Here is a 13,641-nt window from a genome sequence, read left to right on the forward strand (position 1 = left end):
CCCGGAGGGGACTACGCGCTTACTGGCACCCGCTCAGCGAGCCACACGGCCATCTCGTCCAGCGGAAGAGGTTTCTTGCCCATCCGCTCAGGTCGACGACCCGGACGTTCGATCGGCTTCGGGCGGTTGCGGTTCTTGGAACCGTCTTTCGTCTTCGCCCAAAACAGCATGTGAAGAGAGTCAGCGACATCGGCCAACAGGAACTCGTTCAGGCCCCACATGTGATCCGGGTTCTGCTCCATCCACAGCGCCGACTCGTCCGGCTTCTGCTGTGTCAGAAGAATCCGTAGATCCCGCCAGGAGAGCCGATCTGTGCCCAGATCGCGAAGCCGCAGACCGTGCCGCAGAACGTCGTATTCGACGGCCTCCGGGAACTCGTCTACGAGGTCGCAGAGGCCGAAGATTCCCCCACCGTCACGCCCGCATCCCGCTGCCACGCGACGAGCAGGTCCTTCACCTCAGGAACGGTGAGCGCGTCGATCTTCTTTAGATTCGCCGCATCTGCCGCCTTCTCGATAAGAGCAAACATCTGCTCTCCCGAATCGAGACGACGGAACTCACGCACCTCGCCGAACGTCGTGAACACCTGATCGAACTTCGGGAGCGTGATCTTCTGTTTGCCCACCGTGTGGTGGAACTTCTCAAGAGTCATGTGCTGACCTTTCGTTGGTGCTGACCTGAATGAAACCGGGGATGTGGGAGGTCAGCACGAAAACCCACACCCCCGGCGTCTGTCATGCTCCGTCGAAGACCCCGTTGTCGAGCCACTTGGTGGCCTTGACGCCGTTTCCGTCTGCGAAGCACTCGATGGTGACCTCGTAGCCGATGACATCGCCGTCCGAGTAGGTGATCTCCCCCACCTCGGTGATCTGCACGTCCTTCGCGGAGATGCGGATGCGGTTGTCGCCATCCTTGATCTCGAACACGATCTGGAAGTGCGGGAGGGACTCGCCCGTGACCTGCACCTGGTGGATCGTGCCAGTGGAGACGGTCGCCTCCGTGGTCGTCACGTTGTCGGGGCCGTAGACAGCCTCGAGAACGTCACCGTTCATCGCTTCGATGAAACGGAATGTGTACGTCAGAGAGTGCTCATCCTGGACGACCTTGACGACATCGCCGCCCCACGCCTTGATCTTCGTTGTCGACCGCTCGCCACCCTCGGTGACGCCATCCTCGCCGATGTAGCCGGCGGACTTGTACGCCGCATCGAGAGCAGCGGTGACAGTCGTCGGCGCCGTCGAACCGATAGGTGCGAGCCAGATCCCGCCCGATGCCAGCGGCTTTCCGGCGGCAACGTTCGCAACAGTGTTGACCACGATGGGCCTCCTTCCCCGCCGCAGCGGGCATAAGAAAAGGCCCACCCGGACGGATGAGCCTGATTGGTTTGCTGACCTAGATTGCGGACATCTTCATGTCCACCTGAACGGCGAACTGGTACCGATCCTGACCACTATCCGGATCAGGAACGTAAGCCATGTCGCCGGCATCCTGAACGCGCGTCACGTCGTCAGACAGTCGCGCCCACGCGAGCACCAGAGCTCGGGTGAGGGAGCAGAGCCGTTCCGCCGTCACGCTCGAGCTGCCCGAGCAGATGAACACCAGTCGAGGGTGGTCATAGGCAAGTTCGCTGACGCCGCCCGCACGGACTACGCGCACAAATCGCGACGAGCCCGTTGCGGGAAACTTCGTGCCGACCTTGGCCGAGTCTCCGAGAGCAGTGAACCTTGCCTTGAGGTACGCGACCGCTCTACCCTCGGCGTCGGGGGCGATGATGACCTCAGCCATGGTCACCTCCCGGCATCAAGCGAGCGAATCAGCGTCTGGTTGCGCGCATTGTCGCGGCGAGCATTCGCATTGGCGGTGATCACCGAAGCGCGGCCACGGTTCTTCCCCTCGAACGTTGAGGCCTCGTATCCAGGACCAGCAGCGTCCGCGATAGCATCAGCCCGCTCACCGAGATCGTCGATGACGCCAGGCTCAAGGCGGAGCTCGCGGAACGCACGCAGATTCCACTTGATCTGCGACTTCGCCATCAGCCATCCACCCTTCGCAGAGTCGCCACGTTCGCACGCCGAGTCGAGTCAGTCGGGTGTACCCACTCTCGGGTCTCGCCCTCAACCTCGTACACCTTGCCTCGAGCAGTCACCCGGTCGTGCGGATCGAAGACTGTTTCAGCTGGGAAGTACAGGGTCGGCTCAACGATCACGCGGTCATGACCAGCCTCGCGAGGTTCGGATGAAGAACCTGGATCGAACGCGTACACGCCAACCTCAACGCCAGGAAGCCAATCCTCGGTTTCGTTGCCATGCGCATCGACGGCGCCAGGGTCGAACACCTCATGCAGCACGTACTCGCTGATCACCCGGAACATCAGATGGTCTCCTGTGGCCACGGATACGGCCAGTATGACGAACTAAATGGCGAGGTGGAAGGGATCAGTTCGATGCTGAATGCGCCGGCCGAAGCACCCTGAAGCGCACCCAGCTCCTCGTCCGTCAAACCCAGTCCACCCGGCACATCGCCGCCGTATGTCTGCGATCGAGTGTCCGAGAACGGCCCGGTCGTTGTCGTCGTGTTGACCTGACGCGTTCCGTCCGGGTTCCTGAAAACTCGGATCACCATTGCAACGGTCACGTCGACAGCCGCTTCTAGAAGATCGGTGCGAGGTGGAACTTCCTCAGCCTCAGCGTCGATGCGCTCCTGCAGATCAGTCACGCGTCGTCGGATCAGCCTCTCAGCACGATCGATCCAGTTCTGGATCGACTCATCATCGGTCGGTGCACCCTCACCGATCCACGCGTCGGTGACATCCTCCGGAGTTGTCCAAGATGCCATGATGCCCCCTCGTGTGGATCGGTCAAGGTGGGGGCGCGGAACATGAGCTCCGCGCCCCTCCCCTGCTACTTCTTCGCCCGCGGCTTGCGCGCTGGCTTGTCGTCCTGGTCTTCTTCCCAGCCCTGAGACTTGTACTGCTCTTCGAGGTCACCCTCGACGTGCACCACCGTCCCGGTCTCGGGATGCGTCAGCCGCGCCATGATCAGGCCGTGTGGTTGGTGTACTTCACGAACGCCTGAGCGTCGTTCACCAGCCAGCCGTACTCGGCCTCGGCGCGGATCGCGACGAGGTTGTTCTCCCACAGGGAGGTCAGCACGCCGTTGATCGTGACCGTGGCCTGGGTGGACACGTCGTAGCTGATGCCGCCGACAGATCCCCAGACGGCCTGCGACCAGTCGCCACCGTAGGCGACGATGCCGCCCGTGTTGGGGGTGCCGTTGACGATCGGAGTGGAGATGCCCTCACCGTAGAAAGCCGGCCGACGCAGCAGACGGCCCCCGTCAAGCGCGGTGTTCTCGTAGGGCGCCTCAACGAACAACGGACGACCGTTGAGGTCGACAGCGCCGTTCAGAAGCGGCTCGGCGGTCGTGTCGAGAGCGAAGCCCGTGAGCTTCTTCTTCGCGTCTACGAGCAGCTTGAGGCCGGCGTTGAGGTCGCCGTAGATGCCACCGTTCGCCTGTGTAGTCGTCCCCATCTCGACGACCTTCGTGGTCGCATCGATGTTGTTGCCCGCGCCGAACGGCGAGTTGGTGCCGTGCAGTGCCGCAGCGTCGAATGCGACGGCGAACGCCTCTGCGATGTCATCGCGGAAGATGTTCACGTAGTTCGCCGGGTTGGCACGAACGACCTCAGCCGAAACCACGGCGATGGCCGCGATTTTCTTCGGCGTGATCGTCTTGAGCCCGACCGCACCCGAAGTGGCGGGCTTCTGCCCACCCTCAGCGACCCAGCCCGCAGTGGGCTTGGTCGTGACGACCGGGATCTCCTGACCGTTGATGCCGAGCGGCACCTGACGGGTGAGCGTCTGCACGACCGACTGGCGGCGCGCCTGCTCAAAGTAATCCTCAGCCTGTTCAGGCTTGAGGAAGCCAGCGAAGTCGCTGGTCTTGGTTGCGGCAGTGATTGCCATGATTCCTCCTGGAACGTTGCTCGGCTAGATGCCGAGAGCAGATTTCAGCGCCGACTCGATGCCGTCGCCGTTCAGCGCGAGCTCGGGGCGTCGACCAGCAGCAGGGATCGAGTACTCGCGCTCGCCCTGCTCCTGAACCGGCTCCCCACGCCACGCAATGAGCGCATCCGCAAATGCCTGAATGTCTTCCTGCGAGCCCGACTTGGGGCCTGCGAGAACGTCCATCGGGACAGAAGTGGTCGCGGCGACCGTGGCACGGTTCGCGGTCAGCTCGAGATCCTGCGCGCGCTTCTCAGCGGCCGCGATTCGATCGAGCGTCTTCTGTTCTTCCGACTTGTCGCGGTCCTCGTACTCCTTCAGCTTCGCCTCACGCTCCGACGCCAACTTCTCAGCCGCCGCCGCACGTTCGCGCTCTGCCTTCAGAGCCTTCAGGCCGCCCTCGCCCAGAGCTTCATCGGTGTCCGTCGCGGACTCCTGAGTCTCTACAGCAGTCGTTTCATCAGCCATTTGCATCCTCCATTGACACGCGGCATCGCACCGCACCGACCTGACGCCATCGCGACGGCAGGAAAACTAGACGGTTATGGTCGTCAGCCCTCAGCGGTTGCGTATCGGCCAGTGCCGAGCCCGCTGGTGTACAGATCTGTGAACTTCGCTACGTCATGGCCCTCGGGGTAGTCACGCTTCGAGCGGATCACCGTGGGCACGCAGTCGCACAGGTCGTGGAAGTCGTTCATCTCGCCGGCTGAAACCAGATCGGTATATACGGCGCCGCGAGACGCGAGCATGATGCAGAACGTGCACGTGTCGGTGCCTGAAGGAATTCGCGCTACCGAAGTGCGCACAGGATCGCGGCCCGCATTGTCGAAGATTGTGTCCCGACCGCGCTGTGTCACAAGCCGCTGTGTGGCTCCCAGAATCTGAGAAGTGAAAACAGGTGCATCCTCAGCGAATAGCGCCCCCACGGCCCACCTGACGCTCCCCTCGGCCTTTGCGGGGTCAACGGGGCGCGCGTATGCAGCTTGGAACGATGCTGCGGACGGTGGAACGTCACGCAACATGTCGTAGAAGTCGGCGGCGAGCAACGCTGAGATGTCGCCGTACTCGGTGACCAGCTCGGGGAAGAACGCCAACAGCGCGTTCCTCACCCGAGCCGGATCGCCCGAGAGGTTAAAGCTAGACAGGAAGTCCTGCAGTTGCGACTGCGCCAGAATCGCCAGATCCTGATTCGCTCGCCTGAACTCGGCCACCTGCGTTGCTGTTGCCATCGCGCAACCCCCTCGCCGCCTCTGCCAGCAACGTCAACCGAGATGCTGATGCGGCCTTCTTCTCGGCCGCCTCAAGCTCGAGGATCTGCGGCTGAGTGAGACCTGCGTAGGCCCGACCGACACGCGACGTGGCGAACACGGGATCTACCGACGAGATCTGCGTGTAGGCATTGGCACGCCCAGTGGGGGACACAATGCGCGGGTCAGTCGAACGGATCGTGAGCTGACGCAACTCAGGCGTCAGCTCACGCAAGCCGTCGCGCAACATCACCGCAGTCTGCAAGGCCTGGACCGCGGCGGCATCCCAGCGACCGTTGGCATCCTCGGTGACCGTGATGAGTGATTCCTTCGCAGCGAAGATCGCATCCGCGCTCGACGGGTTCGACGAGTCCGCGAACTTCACCTCGAGATCCTGATCCTCCGCGAAAAGCGCCTGCCACATGCGCAACTGATCGGTGTGAGGCTGCGGAGACGCGCCATTGAAACGGTGAAGCGTGGGCGCATCCTCGCCGGCGACGGAATCGTAGTCCCACGCCTTGATGCGACCCATGAGAGCCGTCCATTTGTCGTCACCCGCGAAGCCGGAAACGTCGGCGCCGAACAGGAAGTACTCAGGTGCCGAGTAGAACTCAGCGGAGACTTCTGCCCGCACGATTGTGCGCAAGCCAGCGTCTGCGAAGTACATGGAAGCCCGCGAGATACGGGAGTGCCCAAGTGGTCGACGCAACTCCGGGTTGTACGGCAGTGCGAAGACCGTTACGCGACCAAGCGGGTTCCGAACCACATCTACGACGACCGGCTTGCCCTGATCGATAGCCACCGTGATGGCCCGCTCAGGGGTGTACAACACCATGAGCGACGGGCGCTTCTGCTCGTCAATCTCCACGATCTCAAGGAACGCCTTGAGGAGCCTGCGCTTCGTATCCCACACGCCGGCACCTGTGTCCGCAGACACCGCATGAATCATCGGTCGCCCGGAGTCCATCGACACCGTAAGGAACGAGCATCCGTGGACGGCAGAGGATACCTTCGCCTGCGGATACTCCGATCGGAACTGGTTGTCAGCGAGAATCTGCTCGATCTCAAACGGATCCTCGGAACCGGACGCGGAAACGACTCCCTCGAAGCGCGACCGATCCGTCACCGCGCGAACACCCTTCCCGTGCCAGCCGAGCGCGGCAGAAATAGAGCGCATCTGCGGCGGCAGCGAAATGCCGAAATCCTTCAAAGCGGCTTCGCCATCGAAGTAAATCGAGCGGGTGGCGTTCGACTCGCGCCGGTTATCCCACTTGTTCGCGCACTGGATGAACAGAGCCGCATCTTCGGCTGTCAGAACATCACTCACATTCCTAGGGATCACCGAATCACCGCCTTCCGCTCGCCAGTCATCGCCCGAGGGCCAAGCCGTGATGTACGCGCAACCCAGTGCGCCAGGGCGACAGCCTCAACAGGCGTGTCGTCACCATCGATCGAAGTGGCAGAGAGACCGCCACGCTTGTCAACGTCCGTGATCGCAATTGAGTCATCCAGAACAGACTGCCCCTCGCGAAGATGAGTGATTGTCCCGCCACGCATACCCTCAAGCCACATGGAACACGCCTCCACGTACTTCGGTGTCGACGGCAGGAAAATCCAACGGTCAGGAACGCGGCGATCACGCAGAAGCTGAGCGAGAGCCGGCGCGCCAGAACGTCCAGAGAGCGCGATGCCCGCCGACTGGCGCCAACGAGGCGTACCCGACTCATCACGCTCGCAGAACCAGTCCGCGAGACTGCTCAGGCCCAACTCCACGCCCCGGTCATCCTCAAGCGCGTCGATGATCTCGACATGCACACCGTCGCCATGCTTCCGAGCCCCACCAAGTGCGAGGCGGTCGCCGGCGAGGTTGAAGGCCACCGCGAACGCGCGGATGCCATCAGGAGCTGCGTCGATCGCGGAATCCGACCACTGCTCCTTCGAAACCGCTCGAGTCCCAGTGGAGCCGAGGTCAGAGAGCCAGACCCCAAGACGGTCCTGCGCGAACTTGTCTTCGGGGTAAGTCTCGAACTCGCCGTCAACCACCTCGTGGTTCACGCGAGTGTTCCAAGCCGGATTCGCAGACCAACGCGTGTACTCACTCGCCGGGTCATAGTCAGGACTCGTGATATCCGCGCCCCACTCGCACCATGCGGCAGTAGACGATCGCCCCTCGATTGCGGCCGAACGAATCGACTCGAACACTTCCGAGTCGTCCTCAACCTGCGGGGACGTGCCAAGCAGCCACACTTGCGGGTTCTGCATCGCCGACATCGTGGAGTTGATCGACACCCACGCACGCTGGGACAGGATCTGCGCCTCATCGAGCATCAGGCAATCGGAAGAGAAGCCCTTACCCGCGGCACCTGAACGCGCCTTGAACTGGATCGTCGCACCGTTCTTGAACTTCACAGCCTCACGGTTGATCGCATTCATGATGCCCGACTTGCGAGGACCATCACCCTTGACGCGATCCATCAGCCAGCCGTTAGCTTCACTCTCAAGGATCTCGAGAAGCTTGTTGAACGCCTCGCGCGCCGTGTCCTGCTGATGCGCCGAAATGACGATCTTCTTCTCGCCAAACAACAATGCGCCGGCAAGCGCCCGTGACACCAGAAGCTGCGACTTGCCGTTCTGACGCGGAACAGTGACCCCCACGCGCTTCGCGGCCCACGTGTTGTCACGACGCTCACCCATCGCCGTCTTCAGGATGAGCTCCTGCCACTCGTCGAGCACAACCCCCGCTCGAGCAGACAGATCAGCTACGTCCTCCCACGAGTTAGCCTTCGACCCGTTGGGTGCGACCAGGACGCGCGGTGGCGCCTCCCCGAGCAGTGCGACGGGCTGCGATTTCGTCAATCGGATCAGCCGCCTTCCCGGTCTCAGACTCAAGAGTCGCGATCGTCGCCTCAAGCGCACGCCACTGATTCATCAACGGGGCGCGCTTATCCGCATCCGCCTCCGCGATCGAATCCCACATGACGTCACGAGCAGACTTCAAATCATCGATTCGAGCCATGAGAAACCTCCTGGCGAACCTGACGAGCCCTGTGTGTGAAAGTCTCGCAATGCCTCGGGTGCGAGCGTGGCGGGGGTGGGAGGGGGTGGGTGCCCTACCATCCTGCTGAGGCTTTGATGATGGGCTTCGTTGCCTTTTTCTTGACCTTGCCGTCACCGCGTGATTGGTTGCAGCGGCGGCAGATGGTGCGGCCGTTGCTTGGGTGGTTGAGTTGTGCGCCTGTCCACCCGAGCTTGCGTGCTTGTGCAGCAGGAACGATGTGATCTGGCTCGGCAGAGGTCGGCAGTCGGCTCACGTCGTAGTCGAGGACGCAGTCACAGTCGGGACAGTTCGTGACGCCCGCTCTGCGGTCCCTCCCCAGTACGGCTTTGCGGAACCGGAGGTGGGGTGTGAGTCCAGTACGGGATGAGACCATGACGTTGCTCCCGCTTAGTCGAAGTCTTCCCATCGGACTGCGGTGGGCTTCAGCCTGGCTTCGAGGCGTCCGCGTCGTGCTGCCTGAGCGTCGTCGTAGCAGTCCTGTTCGCATCGCATGATGACGGCCCAGGATGCGTCTTCGCGTCCGCAGAGGTCGCAGCTGTACACGGTCACAGGCCTTCCTCGTATGCGGTTCTGATGCGGTCCTTGAGGGCGTCGATGGAGTCTTGGGTGCGCTTGGCGTTGGTCTCGAGTTGCACTACCCAGTCGATGAGTTCGGGCTTCGTCATGCCTTTGAGTTGGCGGCGGCGTTGCAGGTCGTTCGATACGGCCTGGTTCACTGCCCGGACATCACTCATCGTCAGCCTCGTCGCTTTCGAATGGGTCTTGCGAGTTGGTGGGCTGCACAGGGAATCCGATGGGCACTGTGGCTGCGAGCTCGACTTGTGCGCTTGCCGCTACTTGGTCCGGGTCGCTCGGCCTATCGGGGCAGACGTGTTGGTCGCGCCACCCGAGTACGTCGCGCCTTGTTGCGTGTACCCATGCGCCGCAGGAGCAGCCTTCCCTCACGTCCATGGCCCTTCTGTCCACACGCCGTCGTGGCATGTGCGGTACTTGGGTGCGCAGTCGGGGTGTGTTTCGGGTGGGTTGTGCGAGAAGAGCCAGCGGACGTAGGGCCAACCGAGGATGTGGCCGAGGATCATGAGTGTGATGCCGGCGACAATGCCAAGCAGGATCTTCATGCCCGACCCCTGCATACCTCGGGGTTAATGCGCGTCTTGTGCATCATGAGTGGATGAGGTGGCGAAGGTCGATGATCTTCGCGCCTTGGCGGATCAGGCCGTCGAGGTATCTCGTTCCGTGAGATCCGCAATAGCTGAGCGTGTGGCCTGATGGCATTTCGGCGTAGAGGAATGCTTGAACGTGTGCATCGGATTCGCACGCATCGCATTCGTCGCGGTCAACCGTGATGGCATGCACGATCGCCTCCTCAGCGTTGAGGGTGGGTATCGAAGGAAGAAGTGATGTGCTCGCCGCAGCCGAACTGGCTCGAGCGTTTGAAGTTGTTGTGCATCCCGCACGGATGCACTGCTGCCGCGTTGACTTGCGGCTCCTACAACCAGGCTGGCCGGGATTGGGGATCAACCGACATCGCTTGGAGGTACAGAAAAGCCGCCCTTGCGTGAGTGGCGGCTTTGAATTCGCGGATCGTGGGTTGAACGCGTCTAAAGGATCGTATTGGCACTTGCACTACGAGCTGGCGCTGCGGGAGTCTCTCTCGATGGCGTTGACCAAGTCATCGATCTTCGGGCGACGGCAAAGCCGCACCAGGCCTCGGACTAGGGGGAACACCGACGCCCAGAATGCCAGGATAAAGACGCCGCGCCAAGTATCACCACTCATTCCGAAAGAGGGCTGAAACTCAGCAGTCAACATAGTCGTGAGCAGCGTGATGGTCAGTCCAGTCCACGCAAGGATCTCACCGGCCGGGACATACTTGTGAAGATTGCGATGGAGTGCCAGCTCGACCTTATCGCGCGTCACTTCGATCACCTCTTGCGCCGTGTTGTCCGTGACCTTCGTCGCTTGAACTACACGATCGATCGTGGCGTCCGCGCGCTCAGCCTCAGTCATCGTTGTTCGGATTCTCGAGATACTGATTCAAGATGCTGACTGCATGGAAGTACACGGCTCCGCAACGAGTGCACATGAGGGGCACCGTGAGTGCCTGGTTTTCCTGCACTCCTCGTACCGCTTCATAAATCTGGAAGAGATTGACCGGGAACTGCGCTGGGAAAACTCCGAAGACCTCAGGTTCGGCGCCACAACGTGAACAAGGCGTCCAGGCCCCCGCACGCTTGATCGCCTCACGAAATTGCATACGCTGTTCGCTAGTGAGGTTCAACTCGGACTCTTCTTGCACAAGAAGAGTATTGCACCGTGGAGGGGGAGAGGTTGCGGTAGGCACGAAGGCTCATCTTCAACCTAAGGGGTGACAACGGTCACGGCGCCAGCAGGACACGCCCGTTCGTCACAACTCGACCCAGACCTCGCCATCGAACGCCAGCTTCACACCCACTCTCGCGCCGGCCGACGAAGCGAGGGTGGGAGCGGACGCCTTCCAGCGAACGACAGATGGGAAGGTTACCGACGCTCCACCCGCTGCGCCCTGTTTGAGGATGACCGTTAGCTCAGCTCCGACAACCCCGTTCAGTACGTTGGTCCACGCACAGCTCGCGTCGATGGTGACGACGTGGAAGTTAGCGCCCGCGTAGGAGACGGTGAAGTTGACAGCCGTCGAATATGCCACCGCCTTCTGCGCCATATGGACGCCGTTGATCTTGTTCGAAGGTGAGTATGTGCCGGCGCGCCGGCCGTAGAGTCGCTCGCCGAGATGGTGGTCGATCAGGGTGTTGCTGGCGGACCCGGATGAGTCCACCCAGCCTGGTTGTGATGCATTCGATTCGGCCCCATAGAGCTCGATCGTGGTCCCGCCGACCCCGGGCTTGAGAAGCACGTTCTGACCGTTGTACCCCTTGATGCCAGTGACAGCGTTCCCTGACTGATTGAGCTCAATTCCGATGTCAAGGTCCGTCGCGCTGGTGCCCTTACCGGGAATGACCCCGCGCACGAGGTTGCCACCGAGGTTGAACGGGGGAGAGGTGAAGCGCATATGACTGGTTCCGGTCGCCCCGGGCAGCTTGTGCGCATCGAAGAACTGAATGTCGGTGAAGATGTACTTGTTCGCCTGGACCGCGATGATCGTGCCATCTGTCGGCACGTGAATGTTCTCGACCCAGAAGCCGTCGATCAGGCTCGACTGGGCAGAGTAGCTCGAGTTGGAAGTGAAGACCACCGCTCCTGAAACTCCGCAGTCGTTGGTGGTAGTCGTCGATCGGATAGCGCACCCCCGGAGTCGGACGCCGTTCATCTCGTTGAAGAACCAATACGGGACATCGTTCACCTGAGCATCAACCGGGGTCGAGACGACTATCCGTTCGAGGTCGCACAAGTAGACGGCGTTCCCCGGCGACGCGACACCCTCGATGCCGGGTCCCCCGGTCTGCCTGATTGCGATGTCCGCGAACAACGTTGAGCTCAGCTTGTTGAATCTGATTCCGCTGTTGTGCTTGCTCGGGTCCGAAACGCCCGACCCCAATATGTTGAACCCTGCGTGGGTTGACTTGCCTTGGAAACCGGCCGGCATGTTCCATTCGGAGAAGTCGAGTACTGGACCCTCTTGAGAAGAAGCGAAGAAAGTTGTGCCTCGCGGATCTGCTGTACTCCCCGTCGCCCCACTTCCCTGGACTTGAATCGAGTACCCAGCAAGGCTGATGCCCGCTCCGACGTCATACGGAGCTCCGCCCGGGAAGAATGCGATAGTTCCCTTCCCCAACGCCTCGGCGCGATTGAGGGTGTCGATGACATCGCTCCTGGTCCGCCCCGTTGCAGACACGCGTCCGATGGCGCCCTCAAGCGCGCCGCGGGTCAAAGATGACGGGGAGTTGACCAGGTCGGCGACCTCTGCGTCGTCGGTCGTGGCCGCGGCCGCCGGGGCGGGGCCGGCAGCCGCGATTACTGGTAAAGCGACGGCGGCGCCGATCAGGCCTCGGCGCGACAGGCTTTGCTTGCTCATGGTCGTCACCATAGCGAGGCAGCGGGCCCCGGCGGGACCGTGAAGGAGAAATTGCTCTCGAGCGGATCTAGCGCGCCAAACGCGGATCGATGGGCAGTGGGCGATGAACGCCTGACAGCGTCACGGCGATAGCCGACGCCATCTGCTCGTGTGCATCGGGGACAAGATGCCCGTACGTGTCGATTGTGGTTGTGATCGACTCATGGCCGAGGCGAGCCTGGATGTAGGGGAGCGGGATTCCCTGAGCGATCAACCAAGACGCGTGGGTGTGTCTCAGGCTATGAATATTGGGGGCTCGCCTGAGAGGCTCGAGCCCTAGATCCTGGCACCGATCCTCATCCATGGCTGCTTCTATCGCCGGGAGCCACACCCGCGAGTAGAAGACCCCATGCCACATGTGCCCGCCCTGAGGTGCAGGAAAGACCCAGGCGTCAGACGCACCCGGTTCGCCCATGATCGCGACGAGATCAGGAAACAGAGATACTGACCGACGCGACTTCGACGTCTTCGGATGGGCGAGTAGCGGACCGCCACTGGCCTTCTTCCATGCGCGCGTGACACGTACGGTTGGCGGGTTGCCGAAGAGGTTCACGTCCGCCCACGTTAGGGCGGTCGCCTCGCCCCAGCGTAGACCTGTGCCGGCAAGGAACAGAACGAACCGCTGCAGATCGCTCGGGATGAAGTGGAGGAGCGTCGCGAACTCGCTGGGGGACAGGAAGACATTCTCCCTTGCCACACCTCGGGTGATGCGGATCTTGTAGGCAGGATTGTCCGCGCGGAGGCCTTCGCCCACTGCTGATCGAAGAACTGCCGACAGGAGCGCGTGATAGTTCTTCACCGTCTTGGATGAGACCGTGCGCTGCTCACTCTTCGGCTTGTCCCGGTCGCGCCAGATTGGTTGACGTTCCTGCCATGCGAGCCAGGAACCGACATCGGGCTTCGTGATCGCGTCAATAGGGACGTCACCCAGGATCTGCAACCATGACCTCTCGGCCTCAGCCCTATACCCCTCACGAGTGCCCTTCTCCACTCCCGTCAGGAGGCCGCTGTCCGGATTGAGGTAGCGCTCTGTGTACTCGCGCAACGTGGACTTCTTGACGCGACGGCGAGGCGCTCGAGCTTGGTGCACCTGATCCGCCGCTTTCCATCCGACGCGGTCGACGAGCGCTGCGAACTGATCGGCGGCATTCTTGTCAGGGAAAGTCGCCTGCTTCATCGATCCGTCGAAACGCACCTGCACGCGCCAGCGCACTTCCCCCGTAGAGAGGATGCGGTGTCCGACGCTAGCCATCCGTGATCTCCTTCTGTGGGGCTACCGCCT

General features: G+C 61.8%; 19 protein-coding genes. All 19 read right to left on the bottom strand.

What is annotated here, in order from left to right:
* Positions 1-11: 11 nt before the first annotated feature.
* The 19 genes from DC434_RS13790 to DC434_RS13870 all read right to left on the bottom strand — a co-directional run bounded on the left by DC434_RS13790 (position 12) and on the right by DC434_RS13870 (position 13,611).
* Positions 12-242: a DUF5361 domain-containing protein gene (locus DC434_RS13790; RefSeq protein ID WP_116635842.1), complete on the bottom strand. Its 231-nt coding sequence runs from the start codon at positions 240-242 to the stop codon at positions 12-14.
* A gap of 137 nt (positions 243-379) precedes the next feature.
* A complete protein-coding gene (locus DC434_RS13795) occupies positions 380-652 on the bottom strand; it encodes a hypothetical protein (RefSeq protein ID WP_116635843.1) in 273 nt (90 codons plus the stop codon).
* Positions 653-734: 82 nt separating this feature from the next.
* A complete protein-coding gene (locus DC434_RS13800) occupies positions 735-1,316 on the bottom strand; it encodes a hypothetical protein (RefSeq protein WP_116635844.1) in 582 nt (193 codons plus the stop codon).
* 76 nt (positions 1,317-1,392) lie between these two features.
* Positions 1,393-1,785, bottom strand: coding sequence for a hypothetical protein (locus tag DC434_RS13805; RefSeq protein WP_116635845.1), 393 nt, complete (start codon positions 1,783-1,785; stop codon positions 1,393-1,395).
* 2 nt (positions 1,786-1,787) lie between these two features.
* Positions 1,788-2,033, bottom strand: coding sequence for a hypothetical protein (locus tag DC434_RS13810; protein ID WP_116635846.1), 246 nt, complete (start codon positions 2,031-2,033; stop codon positions 1,788-1,790).
* Positions 2,033-2,371: a hypothetical protein gene (locus DC434_RS13815; protein WP_116635847.1), complete on the bottom strand. Its 339-nt coding sequence runs from the start codon at positions 2,369-2,371 to the stop codon at positions 2,033-2,035. Before DC434_RS13815 ends, DC434_RS13810 begins: the two co-directional genes overlap by 1 nt.
* Complete coding sequence (locus DC434_RS13820) at positions 2,371-2,835, bottom strand: Gp19/Gp15/Gp42 family protein (protein WP_116635848.1); 465 nt, start codon at positions 2,833-2,835, stop codon at positions 2,371-2,373. Before DC434_RS13820 ends, DC434_RS13815 begins: the two co-directional genes overlap by 1 nt.
* Positions 2,836-2,900: 65 nt before the next feature.
* A complete protein-coding gene (locus DC434_RS20440) occupies positions 2,901-3,035 on the bottom strand; it encodes a hypothetical protein (protein ID WP_279303214.1) in 135 nt (44 codons plus the stop codon).
* A 2-nt stretch (positions 3,036-3,037) separates the two neighbouring features.
* Complete coding sequence (locus tag DC434_RS13825) at positions 3,038-3,964, bottom strand: phage major capsid protein (RefSeq protein WP_116635849.1); 927 nt, start codon at positions 3,962-3,964, stop codon at positions 3,038-3,040.
* A gap of 24 nt (positions 3,965-3,988) precedes the next feature.
* Positions 3,989-4,471, bottom strand: a complete 483-nt coding sequence (locus tag DC434_RS13830; protein ID WP_116635850.1) for a hypothetical protein — start codon at positions 4,469-4,471, stop codon at positions 3,989-3,991.
* 83 nt (positions 4,472-4,554) lie between these two features.
* On the bottom strand, positions 4,555-5,232 hold the full coding sequence (locus DC434_RS13835; protein WP_133192812.1) for a hypothetical protein: 678 nt from the start codon (positions 5,230-5,232) through the stop codon (positions 4,555-4,557).
* Entirely contained in the window at positions 5,141-6,577 is a 1,437-nt protein-coding gene (locus DC434_RS13840) for a phage portal protein (protein WP_165808071.1), read from the bottom strand. The genes DC434_RS13835 and DC434_RS13840 overlap by 92 nt, the downstream gene beginning before the upstream one ends.
* An 11-nt stretch (positions 6,578-6,588) precedes the next feature.
* Positions 6,589-7,983, bottom strand: coding sequence for a terminase large subunit (locus tag DC434_RS13845; protein WP_116635853.1), 1,395 nt, complete (start codon positions 7,981-7,983; stop codon positions 6,589-6,591).
* An 870-nt stretch (positions 7,984-8,853) separates the two neighbouring features.
* Positions 8,854-9,042 (bottom strand): hypothetical protein, encoded by a 189-nt coding sequence (locus DC434_RS13850; RefSeq protein WP_116635854.1) that lies wholly within the window; start codon positions 9,040-9,042, stop codon positions 8,854-8,856.
* Between the two features lie 207 nt (positions 9,043-9,249).
* Positions 9,250-9,426: a hypothetical protein gene (locus DC434_RS20150; RefSeq protein ID WP_165808072.1), complete on the bottom strand. Its 177-nt coding sequence runs from the start codon at positions 9,424-9,426 to the stop codon at positions 9,250-9,252.
* A 43-nt stretch (positions 9,427-9,469) separates the two neighbouring features.
* Positions 9,470-9,664: a hypothetical protein gene (locus tag DC434_RS19975; protein WP_133192813.1), complete on the bottom strand. Its 195-nt coding sequence runs from the start codon at positions 9,662-9,664 to the stop codon at positions 9,470-9,472.
* A gap of 270 nt (positions 9,665-9,934) precedes the next feature.
* Complete coding sequence (locus tag DC434_RS13860) at positions 9,935-10,318, bottom strand: hypothetical protein (RefSeq protein WP_116635856.1); 384 nt, start codon at positions 10,316-10,318, stop codon at positions 9,935-9,937.
* Between the two features lie 397 nt (positions 10,319-10,715).
* Positions 10,716-12,320 carry a hypothetical protein gene (locus DC434_RS13865; protein WP_133192814.1) on the bottom strand — a complete coding sequence of 535 codons (1,605 nt, stop codon included), beginning with the start codon at positions 12,318-12,320 and terminating at the stop codon, positions 10,716-10,718.
* A 67-nt stretch (positions 12,321-12,387) separates the two neighbouring features.
* Complete coding sequence (locus DC434_RS13870) at positions 12,388-13,611, bottom strand: site-specific integrase (RefSeq protein WP_116635858.1); 1,224 nt, start codon at positions 13,609-13,611, stop codon at positions 12,388-12,390.
* Positions 13,612-13,641 lie beyond the last annotated feature (30 nt).

The sequence above is a fragment of the Microbacterium sp. TPD7012 genome, assembly GCF_003075395.1.
Lineage (GTDB): Bacteria > Actinomycetota > Actinomycetes > Actinomycetales > Microbacteriaceae > Microbacterium.